The organism is Neolewinella litorea, from assembly GCF_004803465.1.
Taxonomy (GTDB): domain Bacteria; phylum Bacteroidota; class Bacteroidia; order Chitinophagales; family Saprospiraceae; genus Neolewinella; species Neolewinella litorea.
This window is the reverse complement of the sequence record NZ_SRSF01000003.1, coordinates 21,087-47,995: the sequence shown is the minus strand read 5'-3', so window position 1 is coordinate 47,995 and position 26,909 is coordinate 21,087. Positions and strand designations below refer to the sequence as shown.

Annotated in this window: 22 protein-coding genes; 4 read left to right on the top strand and 18 right to left on the bottom strand. The window is 60.9% G+C overall.

Annotated features, from left to right (window positions below; genetic code table 11):
* Positions 1–114 precede the first annotated feature (114 nt).
* The 3 genes from E4021_RS08540 to E4021_RS08530 all read right to left on the bottom strand — a co-directional run bounded on the left by E4021_RS08540 (position 115) and on the right by E4021_RS08530 (position 5,517).
* A complete protein-coding gene (locus E4021_RS08540) occupies positions 115–1,278 on the bottom strand; it encodes a LamG-like jellyroll fold domain-containing protein (protein ID WP_168797531.1) in 1,164 nt (387 codons plus the stop codon).
* A 323-nt stretch (positions 1,279–1,601) separates the two neighbouring features.
* Positions 1,602–2,642 carry a sugar phosphate isomerase/epimerase family protein gene (locus E4021_RS08535; RefSeq protein ID WP_136458372.1) on the bottom strand — a complete coding sequence of 347 codons (1,041 nt, stop codon included), beginning with the start codon at positions 2,640–2,642 and terminating at the stop codon, positions 1,602–1,604.
* A gap of 31 nt (positions 2,643–2,673) precedes the next feature.
* Positions 2,674–5,517, bottom strand: a complete 2,844-nt coding sequence (locus tag E4021_RS08530; RefSeq protein WP_136458370.1) for a PQQ-dependent sugar dehydrogenase — start codon at positions 5,515–5,517, stop codon at positions 2,674–2,676.
* Positions 5,518–5,937: 420 nt separating this feature from the next.
* Here E4021_RS08530 and E4021_RS08525 point away from each other — a divergent pair, with 420 nt between their 5' ends.
* Positions 5,938–6,690, top strand: a complete 753-nt coding sequence (locus tag E4021_RS08525; RefSeq protein WP_136458368.1) for a hypothetical protein — start codon at positions 5,938–5,940, stop codon at positions 6,688–6,690.
* 32 nt (positions 6,691–6,722) lie between these two features.
* Here E4021_RS08525 and E4021_RS08520 read toward each other — a convergent pair whose 3' ends face one another.
* From E4021_RS08520 to E4021_RS08455, 14 genes are all read right to left on the bottom strand, one after another.
* The gene (locus tag E4021_RS08520) at positions 6,723–8,192 is read right to left on the bottom strand and encodes an arylsulfatase (protein ID WP_136458366.1); all 1,470 of its coding nucleotides are present in this window, start codon (positions 8,190–8,192) and stop codon (positions 6,723–6,725) included.
* Positions 8,193–8,317: 125 nt separating this feature from the next.
* Positions 8,318–11,728, bottom strand: a complete 3,411-nt coding sequence (mfd, locus tag E4021_RS08515) for a transcription-repair coupling factor (RefSeq protein ID WP_136458364.1) — start codon at positions 11,726–11,728, stop codon at positions 8,318–8,320.
* A 171-nt stretch (positions 11,729–11,899) separates the two neighbouring features.
* Positions 11,900–12,808 (bottom strand): type IX secretion system ring subunit PorN/GldN, encoded by a 909-nt coding sequence (porN, locus tag E4021_RS08510; protein ID WP_136458362.1) that lies wholly within the window; start codon positions 12,806–12,808, stop codon positions 11,900–11,902.
* Between the two features lie 153 nt (positions 12,809–12,961).
* The gene (porM, locus tag E4021_RS08505) at positions 12,962–14,629 is read right to left on the bottom strand and encodes a type IX secretion system motor protein PorM/GldM (RefSeq protein ID WP_136458360.1); all 1,668 of its coding nucleotides are present in this window, start codon (positions 14,627–14,629) and stop codon (positions 12,962–12,964) included.
* Between the two features lie 56 nt (positions 14,630–14,685).
* Positions 14,686–15,300, bottom strand: coding sequence for a GldL-related protein (locus tag E4021_RS08500; RefSeq protein WP_136458358.1), 615 nt, complete (start codon positions 15,298–15,300; stop codon positions 14,686–14,688).
* A gap of 120 nt (positions 15,301–15,420) precedes the next feature.
* Positions 15,421–15,906, bottom strand: a complete 486-nt coding sequence (locus E4021_RS08495; protein WP_136458356.1) for a peptide-methionine (S)-S-oxide reductase — start codon at positions 15,904–15,906, stop codon at positions 15,421–15,423.
* 34 nt (positions 15,907–15,940) lie between these two features.
* Positions 15,941–16,672 (bottom strand): hypothetical protein, encoded by a 732-nt coding sequence (locus tag E4021_RS08490; protein WP_136458354.1) that lies wholly within the window; start codon positions 16,670–16,672, stop codon positions 15,941–15,943.
* Positions 16,673–16,808: 136 nt separating this feature from the next.
* Positions 16,809–17,315, bottom strand: coding sequence for a pyridoxamine 5'-phosphate oxidase family protein (locus tag E4021_RS08485; protein WP_136458352.1), 507 nt, complete (start codon positions 17,313–17,315; stop codon positions 16,809–16,811).
* 107 nt (positions 17,316–17,422) lie between these two features.
* Positions 17,423–18,331, bottom strand: coding sequence for a DUF3089 domain-containing protein (locus E4021_RS08480; RefSeq protein WP_136458350.1), 909 nt, complete (start codon positions 18,329–18,331; stop codon positions 17,423–17,425).
* Positions 18,332–18,576: 245 nt separating this feature from the next.
* Positions 18,577–19,812, bottom strand: a complete 1,236-nt coding sequence (gene kynU / locus E4021_RS08475; RefSeq protein WP_136458348.1) for a kynureninase — start codon at positions 19,810–19,812, stop codon at positions 18,577–18,579.
* 6 nt (positions 19,813–19,818) lie between these two features.
* Positions 19,819–21,057, bottom strand: a complete 1,239-nt coding sequence (locus E4021_RS08470; RefSeq protein WP_168797530.1) for a protoporphyrinogen/coproporphyrinogen oxidase — start codon at positions 21,055–21,057, stop codon at positions 19,819–19,821.
* A 51-nt stretch (positions 21,058–21,108) separates the two neighbouring features.
* The gene (locus E4021_RS08465) at positions 21,109–21,876 is read right to left on the bottom strand and encodes a glycosyltransferase family 2 protein (protein ID WP_136458344.1); all 768 of its coding nucleotides are present in this window, start codon (positions 21,874–21,876) and stop codon (positions 21,109–21,111) included.
* Positions 21,876–22,667 (bottom strand): 3'(2'),5'-bisphosphate nucleotidase CysQ, encoded by a 792-nt coding sequence (cysQ, locus tag E4021_RS08460; protein ID WP_211096995.1) that lies wholly within the window; start codon positions 22,665–22,667, stop codon positions 21,876–21,878. The genes E4021_RS08465 and cysQ overlap by 1 nt, the downstream gene beginning before the upstream one ends.
* 49 nt (positions 22,668–22,716) lie before the next feature.
* Positions 22,717–23,559, bottom strand: a complete 843-nt coding sequence (locus E4021_RS08455; protein WP_168797529.1) for an alpha/beta hydrolase — start codon at positions 23,557–23,559, stop codon at positions 22,717–22,719.
* Positions 23,560–23,618: 59 nt separating this feature from the next.
* Between E4021_RS08455 and E4021_RS08450 the strand changes: the two genes are divergently transcribed.
* Both E4021_RS08450 and E4021_RS08445 read left to right on the top strand, forming a co-directional pair.
* A complete protein-coding gene (locus tag E4021_RS08450; RefSeq protein ID WP_136458340.1) occupies positions 23,619–24,320 on the top strand; it encodes an alpha/beta hydrolase-fold protein in 702 nt (233 codons plus the stop codon).
* A 47-nt stretch (positions 24,321–24,367) separates the two neighbouring features.
* Positions 24,368–24,919: a DinB family protein gene (locus E4021_RS08445; RefSeq protein WP_136458338.1), complete on the top strand. Its 552-nt coding sequence runs from the start codon at positions 24,368–24,370 to the stop codon at positions 24,917–24,919.
* Between the two features lie 14 nt (positions 24,920–24,933).
* Here E4021_RS08445 and E4021_RS08440 read toward each other — a convergent pair whose 3' ends face one another.
* Positions 24,934–25,722: an SAM hydrolase/SAM-dependent halogenase family protein gene (locus E4021_RS08440; RefSeq protein ID WP_168797528.1), complete on the bottom strand. Its 789-nt coding sequence runs from the start codon at positions 25,720–25,722 to the stop codon at positions 24,934–24,936.
* Between the two features lie 134 nt (positions 25,723–25,856).
* On the opposite strand from E4021_RS08440, the gene E4021_RS08435 reads away from it, so the two are divergent.
* Positions 25,857–26,903 carry a hypothetical protein gene (locus tag E4021_RS08435; RefSeq protein WP_136458334.1) on the top strand — a complete coding sequence of 349 codons (1,047 nt, stop codon included), beginning with the start codon at positions 25,857–25,859 and terminating at the stop codon, positions 26,901–26,903.
* Positions 26,904–26,909: the final 6 nt, after the last annotated feature.

Sequence of the window (26,909 nt, the reverse complement as noted above, 5' to 3'; positions counted from 1 at the left end):
AATGTAGCACTTTCCCCTTATCCGCTTGCCAGACTGTCTCTTGGCGGCGGAGCGCAGGTGCCATACCCACAAACAAGCCCCCGCGCTACCCCGCCCCTTTACGGCTCCGACCGTCTAGCGCTTCACGAACCGCGCCTGCTCCCCGGCGCAAAGCATGGTGTAGGTTCCCGCCGGCAGATCGGCTACCGGAATGGACTGCTGGTCTGCAATCGAGCCAGTGGCAACGCGGCGGCCCATTGCGTCTACGATACGGTAGGTTCCCGACCCCCGCAGGGTGACGTAGCTGGAAGCCGGATTGGGGAAAATGGACAATCCCGTTGCCTCCTCGCCCCGGACGGTGACCAGATCGGAGTAGCTGATGGTCCCGTCGTAATCTTCCTGCCGCAGGCGGTAATACAACGTACCGGTTGGGGCAGAGTATTCCACGAAACGATAGTCGCCGGACTGGTGGGCCGGAACGAAGCCGACGTCGCCGAAGCCTTCCTGCCTGTCCCTCGACCGCTCTACCGTAAACCCGGCATTGTCTTGTTGGTCGGCTACCGCCCAATCCAGTTGTACTCCTGCGGAAGTAGCAGCGGCACGAAAGGAGAGAAAGGTTACCGGCAGCTGGCGGTAGGCTTGGGGAGTGGTCAGGTTACTTACCTCACTCGCGCTCAGGCTGCGGTCATAGACCCGCAGCTCATCAATCAACCCGTCAAAGGGGTGATCAGACGCCGCGCCCTGGGGGCGGTTTCCGATCCCCAACTTCATATTGGCTGTATTCACAAGGGTTCCGCTCTGTTTGGAGGTTGTTTCCGATGCTCCATCAACGTATATCACAATTTCCGACCCATCGTAGGTTGCCGCTATGTGGTGCCATTGCCCTTCCACGATCGCCCGGCCCCGCGTACTGGCGTTAGCGGTGGAACCGTTCAGCATGAATTTCATCTCCACTGCTTCCTGGCTTGTCACGTTCAGGATGAATGAATAATCGTTAGAATTGGCAGGGTTGGTCTTGCCCAGGACGCGGCGGTTGGCTCCACTGGTAGTGGGGTTGGCCTTTACCCACGCCGAGATGGTGATGGCGCTGCCGCTGAGGTCGAAGGAGGGGACGGTGGCTCCACCCGTAAGGGCATTTAACTTCAGGGCACCACCGGACTGTCCCTGGTCGGGGGCAAAGGACGCACCGGAATTAAGGGTCGCATTGTAAATCCCAGCCGTATCGTTTGCCGTCGTACCTGAGCTTTCGTCGAATTTCCAGTAGGCGACAAGGCCATCGGTGGAAGGGGCCTGGGCCATAAGCCCCAGGGGTGCAGCCCACAAAAGTAGGCCTGCAAGTAAGTTGCAAGTGTTCATTCGATGTCTCTTTAAAACCTTATAAAATCTTCCTTCCCTGGCACTACACCGCAGAAAGATCCACACCATTACTGATCGCCAAATGACGGTTCAGTAGTCAATCCACCGGTCGCTAGCCATGCACCGCTGGATGTATAGATGTAACTACACAGATGCTCGGACATTGCCCGTTAAGAAAATATTTTTGCCCCAGCGTACAATAAATAGCGGACCCCGTGCCTGGCAACCAGGCACGGGGTCCGCAAACAGACTCGTTTAGCGCGGAATCAGCTTTTTTCCAGGCACTTGCGGCAGTACTCCAGGCAGCGGGCCACTTCCTGTACGGCGTCGGATCCTTCCGGGATGTCGTACTCCAGTTCGACAGTGGCGGGGAAGGTGTATTTCTCCCGGCTCATCAGCGTAAGCACCTGGTCGATGGGCGTGTCCCCCTTCCCCCACATTAGGTTACCCTTGCCGTTGGCGGGCGTCTGCCGGTCCTTCAGGTGCATGCTGGCGATGTCGCGGTGGTGCGCTTTGAGGATGGCGATGGGGTCCTCGCCCGTGGCCACGTAGTGACCGATGTCCAGGTTCATGGCGTTGCCCTTCGACTGCTGCAGGGCCGTATCCCAAAAGGTCGGCGTTTGCTGCTCGTGTCCGTGGTAGGCGACCTTCACGCCGTTTTTCTTTGCCATCTTGCCCAGCTTCAGGGTGTGGGCATCGTCGCCGGGGTGCTCCAGGGTAACGTGGCTGGCACCGAGGGCCTTGGCGGCCTGCATGCCCCAGTTGATCTCGGCGTCGGTATTGTCCTTGCCAAAGGCCCGGGGCTTGAAGGCGTAGATGCTCACGCCCGCGTCCTGGTACATCTTCCGGAGTTGCTTGAACTTCTCCATGCCCACGCGGCTGCGCCAGGCGGCCATTTCCTTGCCGTAGGCTTCCATCTGGGCCCGCATTTCGGTCAGTTCCTCCTGCTCGGTCTCGGACAATTCTCCATCCCGTTGCTTGCGCATCATGCCCCACATCTTGCCCATGCTCACGGGGTTTGCGGGGGCACCGGCGAAGGTCTCGGCGGGGTCGCCCATCAGTTCCACCGCGCTGATGCCGGCGTCGGTGATGTATCCGAGGGTGGCCTCCGCGCTCTGGTCGGGCATGCTGCGGAAGGAGTAGGTGATGGTACCGATCTGCACCCCATTGATGCGGGAGTCGGGCTTATTGTACCGCCGCAGGATGGCCGGGGCCACCTGTACGGCCGGCCCGGCGAGGAGGAGTCCGCCGGCCAGGGCCGTCGTAGTGCGCAGAAAGTTGCGGCGGGAGTGTTCTGGATATGACATGATGGACGTGTTGGTGCCGTGGTGGTAGTCTTTACCGGGACAGGCGATTAGTGTTTTTGAATTCGATACTCTGGAGCTGAACCAGGATCTGGCCGGGTTTTACTTCCGGGTTGCGTACTACGAAATACAGGTCATGCAGTCCCTCCACTCCGTCGATCGGGATGGTGTACCGCGGCTGGAACTTCTCGCGCACGGTACCCCAGCCGGGCTCCGGGCCTTTCTTACCACCGGCTTCCCATTCGGCCTTCAGTTTGCCCAGTTCCGCCCCGAAGTCGATGTCCTGAACGCTGATCTGCTCGGTGGAGCCGAGAAGCTCTCCGTCCGGCCCACCGGAGCGCACCTCAATGACGCCTCCCGCCGCGCCGGAGCGGCCGCTGGCTTCGGCCTTGATTTCGATTTCGGAGATGCCGGTAAGGTCCAGCTTACGGTAAGCCACGTAGCCACCGTCTTCCACCACGTTAAAGGAGCGGCCCGGGGTGGTAAGCAGCTGGGTACCCTCGGTTTTGTCCGAATTCTCAACGTCCAGCACCGGATTGCGCAGGGCGATAATCTTCTCGGCCGTCAGGGGCTTCAGGTCACCCGTGCCGCGGTCCGTGTAGGCCGCGCGCAGCAGGTATCCGCCCTTTCCGTTCTGCCGTTCGGGTACTTCGGTGACGTAGGTACCGGCCAGGGGTACCGACTGCTGATCGGGCGACGGACCATCGAGGCTGAGGATGTAGTCCACCATCATTCCGGCATCCCGCTCCGAAAGGTCGGGGTGGGCACTCATGGCGTGGTCGCCCCAGAGGCCTACGCTGCCTTCGATGATGCGCTTGACGATCACGGGTTTCATACTGGGGTCACCGGCGTACTTTTCGGCCACCGCCTGGTAGCTGGGGCCTACGGAGGATACGTCCTCCCGGTGGCAGGAAAGGCAGTCGCTTTCGTTGATCAGTTCCTTGCCGCGGGCGTAGATCACCCATTCGTCACTGCTGACGTGGTTCTGCGCGATCTCGATCGGGTCGTAGCCTTCGGGCGCGTAGTCAAAGTTGACGGCCACGGCATCTGCGGAAATCTGTCCGTCGGCGAGGGAACCGTCCTCGGGATCGGCCACGCGGATGTCGTACTTCAGGCGGCTGCCGGGGAAGAAGAAGGAGCGGTTGCCCTCCTCAATCACGATGTCCACTTCCGGCGGTGCGTTACCGGCCAGGAGCTCGAAGCTCTGCTGGTCTGAATTGCCGGCCGCGTCGGTTACCGCCAGGGTCGCCGTGTAGGTGCCTTCCTGGTCGAGGGTGACGGTCGGGTTGGCCTCGTCGTAGGTTTCGGAGAACCCGTTATCGGAGCTCACCGTCCAGCGGTACTCCAGTTCGTCTTTGTCATAATCCACCGTACCCTCCGAGGAGAGTTGTACCGTCAGCGGCAGGGCGCCGGCGGTCTGGTCGGCGCTGGCTACCACTACCGGCGGACGGTTGCCGCCGTTGTACTCGATGCGCTTGATTTGGGCATTCTCGTTGCCGCGGAACCAAGCGGAGCCATATTCCAGAACGTAGAGCCGTCCGTCGGGGCTAAACTGCATATCGATGGCGCTCGAGAAATTCTCGCCCGGCAGGAAGGGTTCCATGCCCACGTAATCACCGTTCTCGTCCATCTCGACGGCCATGATCCAGCCGCGCATGAATTCCACCATCAGCCACTTGCCCTCGTAGTAGCTGGGGAAACGAAAATCGGATTCCGGGAAGTCCTCCTGCCGGAAGATGGGTCCGCCAGTGGCGCTCCGCCCGCTGCTGCCCATGAGTGGAAACTCCTCCGAGTAGCGGTAGGGGTACCAGATGAAGGCCGGAACGGGAGTGGGTAGCTCGGCCAGGCCGGTATTGTTGGGCGAGTTGTTGACGACGTGGTTGACGTCGAAGGTTCCGGTGACCGAATCGGTAGCGTAATCGTAATCGGTGTAGGGCTTGTTGTCGCCGATGAAGTAGGGCCAGCCGTGGAAGCCCGCTGATTTGGCCTGGTTAAACTCGTCGTAGCCGCGGGGGCCGTAGCGCGAGTCTTCCGAGGCGTCGGGGCCCACCTCGCCCCAGTAGATGTAGCCGGTCTTGCTGTCCACGCTCACGCGCCAGGGATTGCGGTGGCCCATGGTGTAGATCTCGGGGCGGGCTCCCTCGGTGCCTTCGGCAAAGAGGTTGCCCTCGGGGATGGTGTAGCTGCCGTCGTCTTCCGGGTGGATGCGCAGGATCTTGCCGCGCAGGTCGTTGGTATTGCCGGCGGTGCGCTGGTCGTCGGAGGTTTCGTGGCCGGGGCGCTCGTCGAGATTGGAGGTGCCGATGGGCGGGTTGGCGGTGTTGTTTCCGGTGGTCAGGTACAGGTTACCCTCCTTGTCGAAGGTAATGCCGCCGCCTGTGTGGCAGCAGACCTCCCGCTGGGCGTGGTACTCCAGGACTACCTTTTCGGTGCCCAGCAGCAGGGAATCACCGTTGAATTCGTAGCGCGACAGCACGTGCTTCGGCTCCTCGGGGTGGGCGTAGAGCATGTACACCCAGTGGTTGTCGACGAAGTCGGGGTCGGCGGCCACGCCCATAAGCCCTTCCTCGGCGGGGCGCGACTGCCCCTCTTTGTTGGTATAGATCGTATTCACCGGGATTTGCCCCACGGTCTGCATCTCCCGCTCGGCCACGTTGAAGGTCTTCACGCCGCCCTTGCGCTCCACGACCATCAGTTCGTCGTCGCTCAGAAAAGTGAAGGCCATAGGCTCGTCCAGTGATCCCGGATCGGTCAATATGGTGGTGGTAAAGCGGTTCTCTTCGGGCTTACTGCCGTCGTCGACGACGGTATTCGCACCCTCCGACTGGCAGGAAAAGACGCCGGTCGCCAATACGCACATGCCAATAAGGGCGCGCATTGAAAAGCTCTGGCAATGGATTGCAAAAAAGGTCATATCAGCGGGATCAACGGTTATTGGGGGTAGGGCGCGCGTGGCGCCAAACGGTCGACCAAGATACCCTTTCCGTTGATTTGGCGGAAGGATAATCCCCGCCGGGTAACCTTTCATCCCAAAAGTATCGGGGGCGTGACCGCGGGTGCCGGGTTGGCCACGGAATGCCGGGGCCGGTGGCAGGCACCGGGTCAGCGCCCTCCAAAACGGCTTATCCGGACGCGTACGGGACCCGCGCTCCGCCGCCCCCAGGGAAGCGAATTGCGCCAAGGTTGTCACAACAACTGTATTCTATTGCGCGGTATGGCCCAATACCGGTATCTTAGGAAGGAACACGGCACCGGTCCGGAACCCGGCGTCTCTTCCTTAAACCTTCAACGCTTTGCTATGAACACGTATCCCCTTTCGCGCTGGTTTGTCCTATTTCTTCTACTGCTCGCCGGCTGGCCGGGTGCGGTGTTCGCGCAGAACGACCTGGCGGACCTGGGCATGAACATGGACGAAGAACCCCAACAGCAACTGATGCTGAAACAGGGTGCCCTGCTCAGTTTCCAGTTCATCAAAACCGACGAGGAGCCGTCCTTCCAGGACCTGCAGGCAACGGAAAACAGTCAGGTGCACTACCTGAAAGGGGAACGGGGGGTCCACGAAAAACGGGACCTCCTGCTGCGCCTGTCCTACGACACTTCGGCTACCTTCACCCCTTCCGATCGAGTGGATGAAGAGCTTTCGACCGACTACGTGATCATCGAGACGGGAAAACCCATCAATGAGAACTGGTTGAAGCCGGGAACCATCTTCGGTTTTCACCACTTGTTGCTCAAGCCCGACGTGGACAATGAAGAATTCGAGGAATTCATCCGTGAAATCTGGTCGCCCACCCGCTCCGATGCCCTGCCCGATTCCAAGCTGATCTTCCTGAAAGCCGTCAGCGGGGCACGCGAAGGCGAGTACGGCTACATCTGGCTGATCGACTCCGAGGAGACGCGCGACTTTTACTTTCCCGAATCGGAAGTACCCTCGAAGATGTACAGCGAATTCGAAAAGGGTTGGGACTGGATCAACAACGACGAGAACCTGGGTCGGTTCCTCGCGGGAGCCGAGGACGATGAATTCACGGACTACCTGGTGATCAAGTAACCCCTGAAGAAAACGATTGGAGATCCGGCGGGTTACTCGCCCCGGTAGGCTTCTTGTGCGAACGAGAAGACGCTGGACGGCGTGCGGGCCACTCGCATGATCTCCTTCATTTCCTCCGCCACTTCCGGATATTGGAGCTGCAGGTCTTCGGTCTCACCCGGGTCGGTACTGAGATCGTAGAGCTCTACCCCTCCTTCCAGGCCTACGTCGTTCACGTTGTAGCGTACGGCCTTCCACTTGCCCTTGCGCACCGCCTGCCGGCCGTTGCGCTCGTGGACCTCCCAGTAGAGGTAATCGTGTTCCGCCTGTCTTCCTTCCCCGAGCAGGGTGGGTACCAGCGAGAGGCCGTCCGGCCGCACGGGACCGGGCGCCCCGGCCAGTTCTGAAAAGGTCGGGAAGAAGTCCCAAAAGGCTGAAACGTGGTCGCTCACCCCGCCGGCGGCGATGCGGTTTGGCCAGACGGCGATCATCGGTACGCGGATGCCACCTTCGTACAGGTCGCGCTTGTACCCGCGCAAGGGCCCGTTGCTGTCGAAAAAATCGGGGTCGGCCCCGCCTTCCTGGTGCGGACCGTTGTCTGAAGTGAATACGATGAGGGTATTGTCGGCGATTCCCAGTTCTTCCAGCTTACGCACGATCTCTCCGACCTGCCGGTCGAGAATGTGCACCATGGCTGCAAAGGCGGCGCGCGGCGTTTCCTGGGAAGAATACCCGCCGGTGCGGTAGCGCTCATCGCCCGGTTCGGTGCCGGCGTAGGAATTTTCCTCAAGCAGGGTTCCCCGAAACGATGCCAGGATGGAATCCGGAGCGATCAGTTCGGCGTGGGGAATGATACTGGGCACGTAGAGAAAGAAGGTGGTGTCGGCGTTTTCCTCCAGGAAGGCCAGTGTTTGGTCGTGGATGAGGTCGGGGGCGTAGGTGCCGGTCTGCGATCCGGTATTGTCTGCAAGCACCAGGGAATCGCGGTCCGACCACAAGTGGCGCGGGTAGTAATTGTGACCCAGCCGCTGGCAGTTGTAGCCGAAAAAGCGATCAAACCCCTGCCTGACCGGGTCCCCCTCCGAGCCCGGAAAGCCCAATCCCCACTTTCCGAAAGCGCCGGTGACGTACCCGGCCGCCTTGAGCGATTCGGCGAGCGTGAAGATGCTATCGGGCAGCGGGTACTGGCCTTCGGGTTGCACCTCGTAGTTCCCGCGGATGAAGGTGTGTCCGGTGTGTTGTCCGGTGAGCAGTGCCGACCGGGAGGGCGCACACACCGTTGCGCCCGAATAATGCTGGGTGAAGCGCAGGCCACGGGCTGCCAACCGGTCGATGTGCGGGGTGGAAAAGTGCTCCTGCCCGTAGCTGCTCAGGTCGCCGTACCCCAGGTCGTCGGCCAGGACGAAAATGATGTTGGGGCGCTCCGGAGTTTTCACACCGGCGGACGCGGCGCGCCGCCCGGACGTACAGCTCACGATCGTGGCCGCCAAGAGACAAAGAGAAATCAGTCTGAAGTAGATCATGCGGAATCCTGTACTGGGTTGATCCGCCATGGGTCCTTTCCCCCCGGGAGGGGGCCGGACCGGTTGTGCAGACGGCGGGATCACGAATATAGGATTCCGGAAGAACCAGCCTGCCGCAGCAGGCGCTAGATCGCCTTTTCCAGTTCCTTTTCGTTCTTTACCTCTTCAACCCGTTTGCCGAGGGATTCCAGTACGTCCTGGGCCTGGGTGAGATTGAACACCCGCTCCTTGACCAGGGACAGGCGGCGTGGGGTTTGTTTCAACTGCAAGCCGCGCAGTTTGCCTTCCTGGGCGATGATGCCGCTCAGCGCCTTGAAAATGGCCGAGTCGTAGTAAAGCGACTGGGCGTCTTCCACGAAGTAGCACATGAGCTTGTCGTTCTTGAGCACGACGCGGTCGAAGCCCAATTCCCGGCACAGCCACCGCAGGCGGAGGCCATCGAAGAGTTCATTCACTTCTCCGGGGATGGGCCCGAAGCGGTCCTTGAGGCCGTTGGCAAAGGCTTCCAGTCCCGCTTCGTCCTCCAGGTTGTCCAGGTCCTGATAGAGGCGGAGGCGCTCCTGGGTGGATTCGACGTAGTCGGTGGGGATGTGCATCTCGGTGTCCGTCTCAATGGTGACCTCACGGACAAAGTCGCTGCCCTCGGTCATCGTCTCGGCGAATACGTCGCGGAATTCGCCCTGCTTGAGCTCCCGCACCGCTTCTTCCAGGATGCGCTGGTAGGTCTCGTAGCCGATATCGGCGATGAAGCCCGACTGCTCACCGCCCAGCAGGTTACCGGCGCCCCGGATGTCGAGGTCCTTCATGGCAATGTTGAAGCCGCTGCCCAGCTCGCTGAACTCCTCCAGGGTGCGCAGTCGCTTGCGCGCGTCGGGGGTAAGTACGCTCAACGCGGGCGCGATGAGGTAGCAGTAGGCTTTCTTATTCGACCGCCCTACCCTGCCCCGCAGCTGGTGCAGGTCGCTGAGGCCAAACTGGTGGGCATTATTGATGATGATGGTGTTGGCGTTGGCAATGTCCAGACCGGTTTCAATGATGTTGGTCGACACCAGCACGTCGTACTTGCGGTCGATGAACTCGATCAGCGTCTGTTCCAGTTCCTTGGCATCCATCTGCCCGTGGGCGGCGGCAAACTGCACGTCGGGGCACAGCCGGCGCAGCATGGTCACGATGTCGGTGAGGCTCTTGACGCGGTTGTGCACGAAGAAGACCTGTCCGCCGCGGTACACCTCATTCTCGATGGCCTCCTTGATGACCTCCTCATTGAACTGCCGCACCTCGGTGTGAATGGGCTGGCGGTTTGGCGGGGGCGTGCGGATCACCGACAGGTCGCGGGCGTTCATGAGGCTGAACTGCATCGTACGGGGGATGGGAGTGGCGGTGAGGGTAAGGGTATCCACGTTGACCTGGATGGCCCGCAGCTTCTCTTTCGCCTTGACGCCGAATTTCTGCTCCTCGTCGATGATGAGCAGTCCGAGGTCCTTGAACTCCGCCCGCTTGCTCAGAATGGCGTGGGTGCCGATCAGCACGTCCAGTTTGCCTTCCTTGAGGCGCTTGAATATCTCCGTTTTCTGCTTGGCGCTGCGGAAGCGGTTGATGTAGTCTACCGACACCCCGAATTCATCCAGCCGCTCCTTGAAGGTGCGGAAATGCTGCAGGGCCAGAATGGTGGTTGGCACTAGGACGGCCACCTGCTTGCCGTCGGCGGCGGCCTTGAAGGTGGCGCGCAGGGCAATTTCGGTCTTGCCGAAGCCCACGTCGCCGCAGATGAGCCGATCCATTGGGTGGGGCTTCATCATGTCACCCTTCACGTCGTTGGTGGCCTTGAGCTGGTCGGGGGTATCCTCGTAGATGAAGCTGGCTTCCAGTTCGTTCTGCAGGTAGCCGTCGGGGGGGAAGGCGTGGCCGGGGGTGGCCTTGCGCTTGGCGTAGAGCTTGATGAGCTCTCCGGCCATGTCCTTCATTTTCTTCTTCGTCCGCGACTTCAGGTTCTTCCAGTGGTCGCCGCCGATCTTGTCGAGGCGGGGCAACTGGCCGTCCTTGCCGCTGTACTTCGAGAGCTTGTGCAGGGAATTGATGCCGACGTAGAGGATGTCGTTGTTCTTGTACACCATGCGTACCGATTCCTGCACCTTGCCGTTGATCTCCAGCTTTTCCAGCCCGGAGAACCGTCCGACGCCGTGGTCGATGTGCACCACCAGGTCGCCCGGCGTAAGGTCGCGGAGCAGGCGCAGGTTCAGGGCCTGGTCGCGCGTGAAGCCGCGCCGCAGCTTGTAGCGGTGGAAGCGCTCGAAGATCTGGTGATCGGTGTAGCAGGCGGCCTCGAGTTCGGAGTCGATGAAGCCGGCGTGGATGCTCACCGGCACCGGCTCGAAGCGTACGTCGGCGTTGAGGTCGCGGAAGATCGAGTAGAAGCGCTCGATCTGTTTGGGGTTGTCGGTGAAGATGTAGTTGGTAAGGCCCGAGGAAGTATTCTCCAGCAGGTTCCGGATCAGCAGTTCGAAGTTCTTGTTGAAGCTCGGCTGGGGCTTAGCCCGGCAATCGATGCTGTGGTCGATCTTCACGGGTTGCTTGTAATCGCTGAAGAAGACCAGGGGTTTGCCACTGACGTCGTCCATGACCTCGCCCGGCCGTATGAAGGCGCGGTCGTCGAAGAGCTGCTTGAGCTCATCGTCGTCGATGAGGGTTAGATTCTTGCCGAACTCCTCGGCCTTGCGGTAGGCTTCCCCCAGCCGGTCGAGCAGGAGCTGGAAATCCTTGAGCCAGATCGTCGTATTCTCCGGCAGCACGTTGAAGATGCTCGTCTTCTGGTTGCGCTCGAACTTGGTATTGATGTTGGGTACGATGCTTACGTAGGTGACGCTCTCCACCGAAAGCTGGTGGAGGGGGTCGAAGGTGCGGATGCTTTCCACCTCATCGTCGAACAGCTCGATGCGGTAGGGGTACTCGTTACCGTAGCTGAAAATGTCGATGATGCCGCCGCGGATGCTGAACTGCCCCGGCTCATATACGAATTCCTCGCGCTTGAAGCCGTACTCCACCAGTACCTCGATGATGGTGTCGACGTCAATGTCCTCCCCCTTCGTGATCTCGATCCGGCTGGCGGTGAGCACGCTTGGCGCCACCACCTGCTCGAAGAGGGCTTCCGGGTAGGTCACTACGATCTCCCCCTTCGACTGGCTGTGGGTGAGGTAGTTGATCGTCTCCGTGCGCATGAGCACATTGGTGTTATCCAATACGTCGAAGTACAGGGGCCGCCGGAAGCTGTCGGGCAGTAACCGCACCTGCTTTTTGGGCAGCAGGGCGGCAATGGAGTTCTGGATGTAGGCGGCTTCTTCCTTGTCGGTGGCCACCACCAGGAAGTGACCGCCCGCCTTGCGGTAGCAGCCGGCTACGAGAAAGCTTTCGAGGGCACCGGCGAGTCCGCGCAACTGCACGCGGGGGGCGGAGCCGCCGGCGGACTGGGTAAAGGATAGGATCTTCGCTACCCGGTCGCTATCGGCGTAACGCTGCACTAACTGCTCGGTCGGATTCAAAAGGGAAAGGTTTGGGAGTAGGGGTTGATAAAGTAACCACCGGCCGGGGGAAAGGGTTTGGCCTTGCCTCCGATGCACCCGCGCTGGCGTCACGGTTAGTCGGAAAAGCAACAGGCAGACCCGGATTGCTCCGAGCCTGCCTGATACAGTGTCGTGATGTATGGTAGCTACCTAGTAGCTCCAGAGATCCTGTTCGTAGTTAAAGATTTCCTGTTTGATGCGCTCGGACTCGAGGAGTTGCTCGCGGCCACTGCGTTCGGGCCGGTCGATGCGCTCGTCGAGCACGTTGCTGGCCTTGGTGATGTAGCTGTTGAAGAAGCGGTATTCAAAAACGTCTTCCCAGCTCCGGTTGGCCGCGTCGTTGCCGTAGGCAAAGGCGCTCTCGTTGGCCAGCAGCTGACGGGCCTCAGGGTAGTACACCCAGAACATGGGGCGCTCGATGGTGCGGCTGTTTTCGGTGGTTTCCTGGATCATGGGGGCGATGCCGAGGATACGGACCTTCATGGTACTGCTCTCCTTGTCGAAGAACCACATCTCCTGCACCCGGTAGCGCATCACGCTGGTGGGGTCGAAGAGGCGCTCCTCGTATACTTCTACCTGCTCGTAGGTATTGGGGTCGGTCACCAGTACGGTGTCGATTCCGCCGGCCATCTGCTGCAGGGTCTGCTCATCCATCAGCATGGAGAAGTTGTCTCCGCCGATGGGGTCAAACACGCGCAGGTCACCGCTCTGGGCGGCTTCCAGCAGGATGGTGATCAGGGGGCGCTGGGGGTTGATGAAGGGGAGGTTAATCTTTTCCTGGACGTCGATCAGGCGCCAGATGCGGCGCTTCCACATGATGTCGGCCTCACGAAGGTTTTCGTAGGGCAGCACGCGGCGCTCCCGGATCGAGGTGCCGTCGACAATATCGTTCAGCGGGGGTTCGAACTCACCGTCCTGCATGAGGACATTGTCGTCACCGGCACCGGGGAGCGTAAAGGTGCTGGGCTGCTGCTCGGGGTTGGTGGGGGTCTGCTGGGCCGTGGCTACGGCGGACGCCGCGAGCAGGAGCAACAGAACCATCTTATAGGCTGCCTTCATGTGGAATGAGGTGGTTTGAAAATTAATCATACTGACTTAGCCACAACGTTGTTCGACCGCGCCGTGGTATGCCCCTCACCGAAAACGGGCCGGTAACAGCGGGAACTGCTACCGGCCCGGTGCGGTTGGTCGGCCAGGTGGCCGGCCGGAGGCTTATCGGATGGTGAAAGACATCGTACCGAGGTCGCGCGGGGCGCTGTCGCCGGGGCACTTGGCCTTGATGTTCTTGAAAAGGTAGTTGTCGCCGGGCTTGGCGCGGCCCACGAGGGCTGCGGCCTGTCCGCCGAAGGCACCGCCGGGGTTGGAGGCCACCAGGGCGTCTTCCCGGGCGGGAACGTACAGCATCTGGAAGCCGGCAATCTCACAACGGGCGTCGAAGTCGAAGTTCTTCAGCTCCGCAAAGAGTCCCCGCTGGGCGCGGAAGGTAGAGTTGGCAATGTCGCCGCCCTGCTCGCCGCCCATGGTGGGTACCGGATCGGGGATGGGCTTGACGCGGAAGGGGAAGGTACCCAGGGTCTGGCCGTTGGCGGTTACCGTAACGTTGGTCGTACCGTTGCCGGTGGGGCGTACGCCGCGGACCACGTAGCTGTTGCCGGAACCGGAGCCGGTAATGGCATCGCCGAAGCTGACGCGCACGTCATTGGAGGCTACACCCGCAGCGGCTACGGTGAGGGGGTTGTCGACACCCATGTAGAATACGTTCATCTTGTCGGCAGAAACGGCTACCGAACGGGTGCCGATCTCGTAGGTGAAGGTGCCGCTCTCGCGGGTCACCTCGCCGGTGAGGGGGTTGGTGACCGCTACGCTGGTCTGGATCGTCTTCGGACCGGGCGATCCGCTGGCGACCAGGCTGAAATCGGCCGTACCGTCGGGCTTGATGTTGAGGCGCTGTCCGTTCACCCGCAGGTCGATGTTCTCGGGCTGCAGGGCGGAGGAGTAGCTGCCTACCGACACCTTGGCGTTGAGGCGTTCGCCGCCGATGACGTAGCTCTTGTCGGCCTGGAAGACGGGGAAGAACTTGTCAAAGACGATCTGCTTGCCGCCGGCCATCTGGACGATGTCGTTGACGAGGTTGGCCTCCGATACCTTCAGGTCCGACTGGATCTGCGACATCAGGGGAAGTACCGCGGCCAGGGGCATGTGACCGAACTTGTGGTCGGCCCAGCTCACCTTCTTGTTGTTGGAGGTGCGCCAGGTTTCGTCGTCGATGCTGAAGGGCATGTTCTCGGCCACGCTGGCGATGCGGGCTTGCCGCTGCGCTTCGTTGAGCTGCAGGGTTTCGCCGTGCTCGTTGAGCAGGTTGCTGTAAATGTCGATCAGGCGCTGGCGGGTCTCGATGATGCGTTGCTTGAGTTCTTCACCGGCACCTACACCTTCCTTGATCGACCCGTTGGGGCCCTGCACGAGCAGGCGGGTGGTCACGTCTTTGTTTTTCTTACCCTTGGGGGCAAGTACACCATGGCTCTCGATGTAGTCACCTTCCATGGTGACTTCTCCGTCGTTGTTTCCACTGACGTCGATGAGGGTGTCGCGCAGGCCGCTGACGTAGGTATTAAAGGTGACCACCTCCCGGCGGATGTCTTCGATGGCGGGCTGAAGTACCCGGTACTTGGCTTTCGACTCGTCCTGGAGGAGGTCGTTAAGGCTGGCAACGGTTTCTTCAATCTGTTCGTCTACGGTGGCGATACTGTTCTTGTTGCCCTGGTCGAGGGTTTGAAAGGCATCCATCACCTCAGCGGAGACGTTGAGGGCCAGCAGTGCCATCAATACCAAGTACATGATATTGATCATCAACTGCCGGGGTTCCTTTGGAATTGACATACAATGAAAAAGTTGGGACCACCGGGGCGGGGGCGGTCAGGAGTTTAGAATTGGGATTAAACTTTGGCCACGGGCGCGCGCATGGCGCTGATCATGTTACCGTACACGCTGTTCAGGGTGCTCAGGTTACCGTTGAGTTGTTGCAGGTTCTTCTGGTAGATCTTGGTCTCGTCGGAAGTGGCGGCCAGGTCGGCCATGGCCTCGTTCAGCTTGGCGTAGAAGTTGCCCATCTGCTTGATCTGCGCGGAGGTGCCGCTGAAGTCGGCGTCCTGCAGGGCCTTGAGGCTGCTCATGCTTTTCGACATCGTCTGAAGCTCCACCAGCATGCCGCCGAGTTGCTCCTCGACCACCTCGCCGTTCAGCGCGGCAACCTGCGGAGTAGTGGTGACGGCACCGGGGGTGAGGGGCTGTACGTCGCCGTCGTAGCTCGACAGGCCGGGGTACAGCTTGTCCCAGTAGTAGTCCGGGTCGGGACCCAGGATACCGATCAGCAGGAAGAGACCGGCCTCCACCCCAAGTCCGAGGGTCAGCAAGTCAATCGTAACGCCACCAATGGTGGGCATTTCCCAGGACTGGATCTTGTAAAGCGCTCCAAGCATGACGACGGCCGCGCCGACACCGATGATGAAGTTCTTGATGTATTTGAACGTGGGGGATTTAAAAAAGCCCATAGGAGTAGTATGGATTAGGAATAACGGGAGAGAAAAGGGAGGCGAGCCGACTGCGGCAGCCGCACCATGGTAATGAACGGGGTTTTAACAGCGTGAACATAGCCCTTATTGCTTTATGCATCAAAAAAGGTATGGACGGTCAGCCCGCAGCCGCTCTAGCTTCGGACTGATATACCTTCGGCAAAACGGTCGCTCAGGATCACTGCGGTAATAGTCCTGGTGCTCCGGCAGGGATTGCCGGAAGGCACCATAAGACAATACACGGGTTATTATCCCACTGCTGTACGCCCTTGCCAGCTCGGCCAGCAAGTGCCGGCACTGCCGATCCTGTTCCTCCGAAAAGGTATAGACGGCCGATCGGTAGCGCTTACGCAGGGCGTGAGAACTGCTGGCAGCGTGGGTTTCCAGGTGTACGGCCAACAATTCACGCAGGGATATGCGGTCCGGATCGTAATACACGATGACCGCTTCGGAATAGGACGTATCCGGCGCTACGGAAGCGATCCACCCCTGATCCACCCGGTCAACGCCGGCAAGTGAGACGAATACGCCCTCCGTACACCAGTGACATCCGCCACCTAAACCTATCCGCTGTTGTTCACGCACCCCCCGTAAACACCGGCAGGGTAATTTTAGATGCTCACGCCGCCTTTTGACGACTCTGCCAGATCAGTCTTTTCCCTTCCCGTCGTATGGCCGACGCCGAACGCCCGAAGAGTCCGGCCAGCCGTTCGCTGTCGTTGGTATAACACATAGCTTCAATCAGAAGGCCGCGCTCCTCCCGCGTCCAGGGCTCGAACGACCGCGGCAGTCGCTGCCGCGCCCGCTGCATGTAGGCGGGTAGTTTCTCCGTTGCTTTCTTCAGGCCCAGCTGCCCGATCTCCTCGCGCAATTCCTCCGCTTTCTCATTGCTCAGTTTGTCGAAGTGCCCGGTGTCGAAGAATTCCTCGCGTTCCCAATCGTCCGGTGCGGGCTCGGCGAAAGTATCTTCCACGTGGCTGTTCTCGAGGTACGGTCGCAGCGCGGCCACGATGGCCCGCCGGGGAAATACGCCCCGGTACTTGCGAAAGGCGGGCAGGCACCGCAACCGGGGATCGATGATACTGGCGCTGCCGATCAGGATCTTGGCCACCTGAGTAGCGGTCGGTTCGTACCCCATCGCCCGCAGATCACTGGTAAGGGAGTCAATTTCCGGCTGGGTAATGGCCGTCGCGGCGGTATCGCGGTCGGCCAGCCCGCGCAGCAAATGGCCCAACCCGCGGTGGACGTCCGGATCGGCAAGGCAGCTTCCCCGGCCCGCGGGTCGATTGGTGGCAGGATCGAAGCCGCTGTAAAGGGCGTGGAGGTAGGAGGTAAGTTCAGTTCTGGTCACGGTACAAGGCGTTTGGGATGAATGATTTGATTTCGTCCCAAACTTCCGGTCACCGCAATCCAACAGTCGTCAACTATCCGTTTACTTGCGAATATATACGTTTATAAACGGATATACTTGTGCACCATCCTGTTAATCAAGGCTTTACCTTACCCTGTACTCCATCGTCCATGGTCTTGCCAATCACCACCGAAGCGGCCATTTTTGCGAAGGCGACTGCCTTGCCGTGCTGGGTATCCCAATAGTAACCCTCCCGTGGTTTGAAGTGAATAAGGCTGAGGTTGGGGTCCATCGGACCTTCTTGAAACCATACCTTGGACAGGGGCGACCACAATTCTTCCACCTTCTGGCGGTCGTAGAGGACTACCGCATCACCGTACAAGCTCAGGTATTCCTCGTGCTTCTGGCTGCTGTAGATCAGTTGGGCTTCCGACTCCCGCTGCAGGTCGGCGTTCCGGTCGCTGTCCTTCGCGCTGAAGAACCAGATGGAGCCATCGTCCTCTACCTTCTGGGTGGCCATGGGCGTGCTGCTGAAGGGTTTCTGCCCCAGGTTGGTGCAGAACATGCAGGTGCGCGTATCGTCGGTGATCTTCTTGATTTTTTCGATGGCCTCGCGGCTGAAGAGGTTTTCGGTCTTGCCCATGGGTGTTTTTTGTTAGCCAAACGTAGGGTTTCCACCGCCGGTTCGGGCCCCGGCGGGGGTTAAAGCGTTACCGAATCGTAAGGGTGGGCGCGGCCGCAGGTGCCGGGCTAATTTCCGAGGAAGCCTTGCACCCGCGTCCGAGCATTTTTTCGGACGTTCACCCAGAAGAGATTGTAGTCCGCGACGTGATAATTTCGGGTAGAAAAGAAAATATCGCCAAAGAAGCGTGGTCGGTCGGTAAACAGGCCGCCGCCCCGGATCTCGGCCCCTACCAGATGCGGAATGGGACCGGCGTCGTAGTTGTATAGTACACCTCCCTCATTAAGCTCGGCGGGCGCGCGGGTGGTAGCGGTAGTCCAGGTGAGGGGATTGACCACGGCTACGCCCGGCCGGTCGGCCCCGGGTGGCGGCACGAAATCGTCGCGGTAGGTGCGCCAGCTCACGAAGCAGCCCGTCTGCCCGGCCGATTCACACACCGGGATATCAAAAAATTGATCGCGCATGACCGGCATACCCACCAGGTAAGCGGCCACGAGTTGATCGCGCAGGGGTTTCCCGTCAAAGCGGTCGGCCAGCAGCCGCTCGGCGTGCAGGGTGCCCTGGCTGTGGGCGGCGATGATTACTGGGCGACCGTGGTTGTAGTAGCGCAGATAATAATCGAAGGCGGCCAGCACGTCGGCGTAGGCGGTATCCAGGGCGCGTTGCTTCACGGCCGCGCCGTCGTCGTAGAATACACTGAGGTGCGCCTGCCGATAGCGGGGGGCGTAAACTTTCCCCGCGGCGTTGAAGATGCTGGCCTGGTTGAGGATGGTCGATTCGTCGACGGCGGCGTTCAACCTGGCGTCGTTCAGGCTCGCGTTCCAGAAGCGATTGTCCTTCCGGGTAGCGGTGTAAATGGTAGGGTGAATGAAGAAGACATCCGCCGGTGCCGAGGCTTGTTGATCGCGAAGACTGTCGCCCGGAGTACGATCGGCGGGATCATCGGTGAAGGGAAGTGCCGCCCAATTGGCGGTCATTCCATAATCAGGTTGGGGAGGCGTAGGCAGATCGCCGGTGCCGGGAAGCGGTGGCACAGAGGCGCACCCGGCCAGTGAAAACACCAGCCATATAAGGAGGAAGGCCCCCGGAATTATTGGTGGACGCGCGTGTCCTGAGAAAGGTAGACGCCAATAAGCGCCAGAATGGCCAGGAGAAATATTGTCATGTTTTGGTTCGGATAGTTGTAGGTACAACCCTGATATTTTACCAGAAGTTTGCACGGCTACCGAATTGGGTGGAGGGCCTGCTCCAGCAGGTCGGGGATGCGGGCCACTTCCTCTAGGGTGTTGTAGAGGGGGGCCGGGGCAAGCCGCAGCACCCCACCCTCACTTCCCGCCAGGTTATCCTGCCGGTAATCGCAGATCAGCCCTAGTTCCGACAGTTGCTTTTCCAGATCGGGACGGTGGCCGGGCACGTAGACGGACACCTGCGCACCGCGCTGCGCGGGATCACCACCCGTGAGCAGCTGCATACCTTTCATTTCCTGTAGATCGGCGTAGAGTCGCCCCGTAAGCTCCAGGCTGCGGGCCCGTACCGCTGACATCCCGCCCGCCCGATCAAAGAGGGGCAGACTGGCCAACAAAGGCGCCAGCCCCAGCACGGGGGCCGTGGAAACCTGCCACCCGGCGGCACCCGCGGCCGGGTGAAAAGCGGGCTTCATCAGGAAACGGTCGCTCTCGCGGTGCCCCCACCAACCGGCAAAGCGGGGCAGGTCGGGTCGCTCGGCGTAGCGCTCGTGCACGAAAAGGCCGCCCGGCGCGCCCGGCCCGCCGTTGAGGTATTTGTAGTTGCACCACACGGCGAAGTCGCACTCCCAGTCGTGGAGCGCCAGGGGCACGTTGCCGGCCGCGTGAGCCAGGTCGAAACCGATGGTAGCCCCTACCCTGCGGCCCGCGTCCGCAATTCTTTGCAGATCGAAGAATTGTCCCGTGTAATACTGCACGCCGGTCCACAGCACCAGGGCGAGTTCGTCCCCGGCCCTTTCTATGGCGTCGATAATATCCTCCGTAGCGATGGTCGTCTCGCCCGGGCGGGGGCCCACCTCGATCAGATCCGACGCGGGGTCCAGTCCGTGGTACCGCAACTGGGCCTGCACGGCGTGCTGGTCGCTGGGAAAAGCGCCTCGCTCCATGATGATCTTCCGGCGCTTGCCCGCGGGCCGGAAGAAAGAAACCATGAGCAGGTGGAGGTTGACCGTCAGCGCATTGGCGGCTACCACTTCTTCAGGACGGGTGCCGACGATTCGGGCCAGGCCTTCCTGCAGGCGGCGGTGGTAACCAAGCCATCCGCCTTCCGGGCCACCCCACCAGCCTTCCACCCCGCGCTCGCGCCAGCTGTCAAGTTCCTGTTGCAGGCGATCCGCCGCGGCGCGTGGCTGCAGCCCTAGGCTGTTGCCGCAAAAATAGATCAGGGGCTGGCCGTCGCGGCCGCTGGGCAGGTGGAATTCGTGGCGTAACATAGTTGGCTAGGTGCGTAGTGCCCCCTCCGCCGCGAGGCGTCCGCTGCGCATGGCGGCGTCGAGGGAGCCATTGAGTTGTTGGTCGCCGGCCAGAAAGACCCGGTCGATGAGCCGGCTGTGGGTAGCATCGTACTGATAGGCCACCGGGTTCACTTCCGGCAGGGCGTGCGGTACGTCGTACCGCCGGATGAAGCTCAGGGCATCGTTCGGCAGGCGGGTGTGGCGCAGCAGGTCCTGTTCGACCTGGGCCACGGAGTCGCTCTCGGGGCACTCCTTCAGGCTGACGCTGATGAGGGAGCCGCCCTGCTGGTTCAGCTTGTAGGTGGGCGCTACCTCATCCAGTACGCAGAAGGTGTTGATGGTGCTGGTGGGGTCGGAGACCAGGTTGATGAGGCGATTTTCCTTTTGCCGGCGCTTGCTGTAGAAGTACAGGTTGGTGGTGGACTTCCACCGCTGGGGGTAGCCCGCCAACTGCGGAAACAGTTCGCCGGGGGCGCAGGCCACGATGATGGCACGGGCCGGCAGGGTACTACCGTCGTCGAGCCGGATTACATCACCTTCTACGGCGGTGACCCGGCAGTTGGTGCGGATTTCCGTGCGTTCCAGTCGGCCGGCGAGCTGGCGGGGGATGGCCTGGATACCGTCGGCCGGCAGTACGGCCTTGCCCTGGGCGAACATTTTAAGGATGTAGCGGAAGAGGGCGGCCGGCGTCTGGAGTTGCTGTTCGAGAAAGATGCCCCCGAAGAAGGGACGGAAGAACCGCTCCACGATCTGTTCGCTGAACCCGTACTCCCAAAGAAAGTCGAGCGTAGCCTGCGACGTATGGTCGTCAAAGCATTCCTCGGGGGTGAGCCGCATCACCTTGAAGCCCAGTTGGGCCAGGCGAATCTTGTCGTTGAGGGTGCCGACGGGAGAAAGCAGCGACCGGAACAACTGAGCGGGTTCGCGCAGTGGGTCGGCAAAGCGGAAGTGTTGCTGGCGGGTGTGTACGTGGCCACCGGGGCGGAAGGCCTGAACGCCGAGGGCCTCCAGGTCGAGGTACCGCTTTACTTCCGGATACTCCGTGAGCAGCACCTGGAAGCCGCGGTCGAGGCGGAAACCATCGACCTCGTCCGTGCGCAGTCTACCCCCCACTTCATCGCTGCTTTCGAGCAAGAGTGGGGCATGGCCGGCGGCTTCCAGGGTGAGGGCAGCGACCAATCCGGCCACGCCTCCCCCGACAATGACGAACTTGGTATCGGTCAAGACTGGGTATTTAGCGCTGCAAAGATGGGAAACTAAGCCGAGGCAGACCAATCATTTGCCGGATTCCCGCCGCTCTGCGAGCAGGTATACGTAACGCAGGAAGACGCCGTAGGCCACCACGGTGCAGATGATCAGCCCCTCCCGGCCGTCGCGGAAGCCCCCCTGCACCACGTATTGGCGAAAAAAACGGAAGATCGGTTTTATGAGCAGGTGAAACAGACCGATCCGGGGGGTGGTCGCGGCTTGGTCCATGGCTTTCCAGCGGGCGTAGCGTCGGGTTTTGTCCAGGAAGTGGTCGACGCTTTTAAAGGTATAGTGCTGCAGCCTGCCCTTAAGGTGGCCTACCTGCAGGCCCGCGGTCTCGATTTCCTCGTGGACCTGCTTGCGGTTGTAGCGGGCCCGGTCGCGGTGGAACAGCCGGACCACCCGGTCGTTGCCCCAGCCGCTGTGGTGGATGCGGCGCCCCATGAAGAAATTATCGCGCCCGATCCAGTAGGCGTCGAGCAGTTTAGGAGTATCAAGGAGCAAGGCGATCTCGCTGCGCAGGGTGGGCGGCACTATCTCGTCGGCGTCCAGCAGCAGGATCCACTCGTGGCGGGCCTGTTCGATGGCCCAGTTTTTCTGGTCGGATGGCCCACTGTACTTCCGCTGACTCAGCCGGACGTCCGAGCGGGCCGCCAGCAGTCCTGCCGTTCCGTCGGTACTGAAACTGTCGACCACGTGAAGGTCGTCGGTCCACCCCGCCACGCTCAGCAGCGATGGCTCGATGATATCGACCTCGTTGAAGGTGGTATAGATGATCGACAGCGGGCGGCGCATCAGCAGCTCAGCTGCCCCTCGCTGACCTGCCCGTAGGCCACGAAGTGGGGGTTACGCAGTACCTCTTTGTTGTAGACGAGTTCCTTGCCCGTCTCGTCGTTCACCAGGTGGCCGCCCGCTTCCAGCAGGATGGCGTGGGCGGCGGCGGTATCCCATTCCATGGTCGGGGCCAGGCGGGGATAGAGGTGGGCGGCGCCCCGGGCCAGTTCGAGTATTTTCAGGGAACTGCCCCGGCTCACGATCTCCGGCTCGTTGAGCTGGTCCATGAATTCCCGGGTTTTATCGTTGAGGTGGCTGCGGCTCGCCACCACGCGCAGGTTAGAATCCTGGAGGGTGAAGGAAGCCGCCTGTATGCGGCCGGTACCATCCAGCCAGGCGCCGCGGTCCTGCGCCGAATAATACAGTTCATCGGTGGCGGGGACGTAAACGGCCCCGAGCACCGGCCGGCCATTCTCGATCAAGGCGATGTTGACCGTAAACTCACCGTTGCGCTTGATGAACTCCTTGGTACCGTCCAGGGGATCGACCAGCCAGAAGCGGGTGTACTGTTCCCGCTCGCGGTAGGGGATGTCTTTCCCTTCTTCCGATACCACGGGGGCTTGCAGGGTCAGCTCTCTGAGGCCGGCTACGATCACCTCATTGGCGGCTTTATCGGCTTTGGTGAGGGGGCTGTCGTCGGCCTTCTGCTCCACGCCGAAGTCTTCGCCATTGTAGATATCCAGGATAGCGGCGCCGGCGCGGCGGGCGATTTGGCCCACTTCCTCGGCCAGTTTCAGGTAGTCTATCTGCATGCAGCAAAGGTAGGACGAATGTTGTGGTTGTCCAGCAGCCGTACGGGACTCAGCTCTTCACCGCCCAGGTGAGAAAGTCTCCGATCACCCTGCCCCAGGTTTCCGGCTCGTGCTTACCGCCCTCCACTTCGACGTAGGCCATATCCTTTCCTACCTTGAGGCCCTTCTCCTGCAGCAAGGCCATGAGTTGAAGGGTATCGTCGATGGCGTCGATCACCCCGTTGTTGTTGCGGTCCGCCGCTTCGTCGTCTGTACCGGCCATGAACCAGAAGCGGTTGGGGATCGACCCTATTTTGCTGCGGGCCACGTAATCGTGTACAATGCGGTTGGCATCCGGCAATTCCGGATCGAAATTAGCGTACCGGTACCACAGCGATCCGCTGAATACGCCGGCGGTGCGAAACGCCCCGGGGTTACGCCACGCCAAATCGAAGGCGCTGAGGCCGCCAAGACTGAAGCCGGCAATGCTACGCCGCGCGGGCCCGTGAAACAGGTTGTTGCGTTGCTCGAGCCAGGGCAGGAGTTCCAGGGTGATGAATTTCTCGTAGTCGGCGGCCCCTTCGCCGTTGCCCGCGTGGTCGGCCCGGCCGACGGTGCCGTACTCCCGCATCCGATCGCCGGCGTGTACGCCGACCACCAGGGTGGGCGGCAGGTTGCCCGACCGGAACAGGCGGCTCAGGCGCTCCGCCATGTCCATCCGGTGCAGGTCCTGACCGTCGTTGAACACGACCAGCGAGAGCAGGCGCCAGGGGGGCACGGCGGGGCGGTAAACATCCAGGGTCACCTTCCGGCGAAGGTGAACGCTCTGGAGGGTGTAGGTACGCCGGAGTAAACGTTTCCGGGGAGAGAGCAGACTGCCCGCGAGTTGCCGGAAAAAGGAGAGCGGTTTCACGGACCAAAGGTAGCGGTATTGGCGCGGTTTGCTACCTTGACGCTCCTCAGCCCGCCGCAATGCACGAAACCTACACCGAATTTTTCAGCCACCACCTCGGCCACAACATCAAGATGCTCACGTTCGGCACCCGCGGTTACCCGGTCGTGGTATTCCCCACCACGCTCGGCAGCTACTTCGAGGCCAAGGACCGCGGCATGATCGAGTCTGTCCGCTGGTTCGTCGAGCGCGGCTTCATCCAGGTGTTTTGTCCGGACAGTATCAACGACGCCAGCTGGTATGCCAACATTCATCCGCGGCACCGGCTCCTGCGGCATATCCAGTACGACAAGTTCCTGCACGAGGAATTCGTTCCCCAGATCCGCTGGAACACACCCTCCGGTCGCATCGCCTGCGCGGGCATCAGTTTCGGCGGCTTCAGCGCCACCAACTTTGCCTTCCGCCACCCGGAAATGGTCAGCCACCTCTTCAACATGAGCGGTGCCTACGACATCAAGTCGTTCCTGCGCGGCTACTACGACGACAACGCCTACTTCAACAATCCCATGGATTTCATCGAAGGCGCCAACGATCCCCATCTCTGGGATATGAAGATCGTACTCGGCACCAGCAACTGGGACATCTGCCTCGACACCAACCTGAAGTTCTCCGAGAAACTCCGCCGTAAGGGAATCGACCACTGGCTCGACGTCCGCGGCAACATCGAGCACGACTGGCCCCTCTGGCTGCAAATGTTCCCGCATTACGTCAGTCTGATATAGGGCACCGGAGTGCGGGTGCCGTACCCGGCCGTAAATCCTACCTCTCCATGGACCTCTCCAGCCACCTGCTCGCCAGCTACCGCGCCCGCTTCGCCTACTACCGCCGGCTTGGGCAGGCGGCCATGGATCAGCTCAGTTTCCCGGAGCTTCAGCAAGACGATGTAGCCCGCACCAACAGCATCGCGGTGATCGTCAAGCACCTGGCCGGGAATATGCGGAGCCGGTGGACGGACTTCCTCCACAGCGACGGCGAAAAGCCCTGGCGGCAGCGGGATACCGAGTTCATCGACGATTTTCCGGATCGCGCCGCCCTGCAGGCCGCCTGGGATGAAGGGTGGCGGGTGCTGGAGACCGTCCTGGCGGAACTCTCCCCGAAACAGCTCACTGCGGTGGTCTACATCCGCAACGAGGCCCACACCGTAATCGAAGCCCTGAACCGCCAACTGGCCCATTACAGTTACCACGTCGGGCAGATCGTGTTGCTTGCCAAGCAGATTCGGGGCACGGACTGGCAGTCGCTGTCCATCCCCCGGGGTGCGTCCGACGGCTACAACGCGGAGCACTTTGCCCGCGGTGGCGAGGGCGGGCCGACGCAATAACCAGCCGCCTAACGTCAGGAGACGCTGAAAAACTCGATCTGCACCGTATCCTCTACGTTGATGCCGAGGAGCGGCGCGGCGCGGCCGAGGTTGACCGCGATCTCCAGGTAGCCATCGGAGTCGAAGCGGCAAAGTGCCTCTCCCTCGGGCACGTCGTGGTAGCGAAAGCTGAGTCCGTCGAGCGGGGGCATCCGCTTGACCAGCAATTGGAAGCCCCGGCCCTCCCCTACCTGCTCGAAGAGCTCGCGGGTGATATTGGTGGTCACGTTGTCGAAGCGGTCGATAAACACCACCGATCCCCGGATGTAAGTAGGCCCGATCACCGGCTGAAAGGCCAGGCGCTCCGTATAGCGGGTGGCCGGTACGCCAATTTCGTGGAACGGCTTGCGGCGCGCGAGGTGGCTGACCGCCCGGGCGTAAATCGAGCTCAGGGAGGCGTCCTTGTCGTAGTCGTCCAGTACGTAGGTCTGCTCCGGAACCTCGCCGAAGATCAGGGAGAAAATGCCGTTGTCCGGCGCGATGAAATAATGGCCGCCATAGCAGGCCGCCAGGAACCTGCCCCGCGGCTGGTAAAAATCGTACACGCTCAGCAGGTGGATGGTCCCTTGCGGATAGTGGTCCCATACTTTGTTGAAAATGAAGGCCGCCCGCACGATATCGTAGGTGGGGATATCGTGACTGATGTCGACGATCCGCAGGTCCGGCTGGGCGGAAAGCAACTGGGCCTTCAGGCGCGGCAGGTGAAAGTCGCTGCGGCCAAAATCGGTGGTCAGGGTCAGCAAAGGGGAATTAGCGGTGGCCAAGGGCGCAGGGTTTCCCGCAAAGTAAGAGCATCGCGGTGAAATACCTGATAGTCGTTGGCCGCGAACACGGGGGCGGGCGGGCCAGGTTATACCAGGTGGATTTTCTTTCTCTTATCAAATCCATCTTCCGTCGCATGTGCTACCTCTACCCCTACCTACCCTTTCTGCTCCTGTTGCTGTTCTCGGCACCCGCGGCCGCGCAAATAGAAATGGAGCAGGGGAACCTGGAAGTACTCACCGACGACCACCCGGTGTACTCCCGACCCGGCGTCCGCTACCGCAGTCAAAGCCGTGGCGTGTCGATCCGCTACGAAACCCAGCCGCAGTTCCAATGGGATGCCGGCGACGACCTCGGCGGGGGCAAGCAGACCGTGACCCACCTGGAGCAGTTCACCTTCAAGTTCAAGGTGCCGCTGATGAACAAGCCGCAGACGAAGATCCTGCTAGGCTACGAATGGGATACCGAGAAATACTTCTTCAGTAATCCCTACGCGGGGCACGAACAGCACCTCACCCTCTTCCAGTTGCTCGACGAGCGCCGGCTGAAGGCCAACAAATTGTCGGCCTACTTCACCCACAGCTGGGACGAGCGCTTTTATTCCTCCGGGCGGTTCCGAATGTCGCTCAACGGCGACTACCAGGGGCTGATCGACTTCGGCAGCATCTACCGTACCTACAGCGCCGCGGCGGTCTATGGCAAGAAAGTAAGCCCCGACGAGGAATGGGCCGTCGGCATCACCTACAGCAACAACAAGGCACGGCAGATCGCCATACCGTTCTTTGTTTACAACCGCACCTTCAACGCCCACTGGGGCATCCAGACCGCCCTGCCCGGCCAGGCCTACCTGCGCCGCAACGTCGGTCGGGATTTGGTCAATACCTTCCTGATCGGCGCCACCTTCGACAGTAAATATTACGCGCTGAACACCGAAGACCGGGGCAATTTCTCGGACCTCGGCCAGTACTTCCTCCGTAACAACGGCGTACGCGCCATGCTGCAGTACGAGCACAACCTCAGCGCCTGGGTTTGGGCCTTCGGGCAGGCGGGCTACTACCTGCCGGTCAATACCCGTTTCAATCCTGCCTCGGATATCGACCTTGATTTGGAGACCAGGGTCGAGGCCCGCCCCTTCTTCTGCATCGGGGTGTTCCTGGCACCCCCGAAGGAACTGATTAAATGAAAAGAA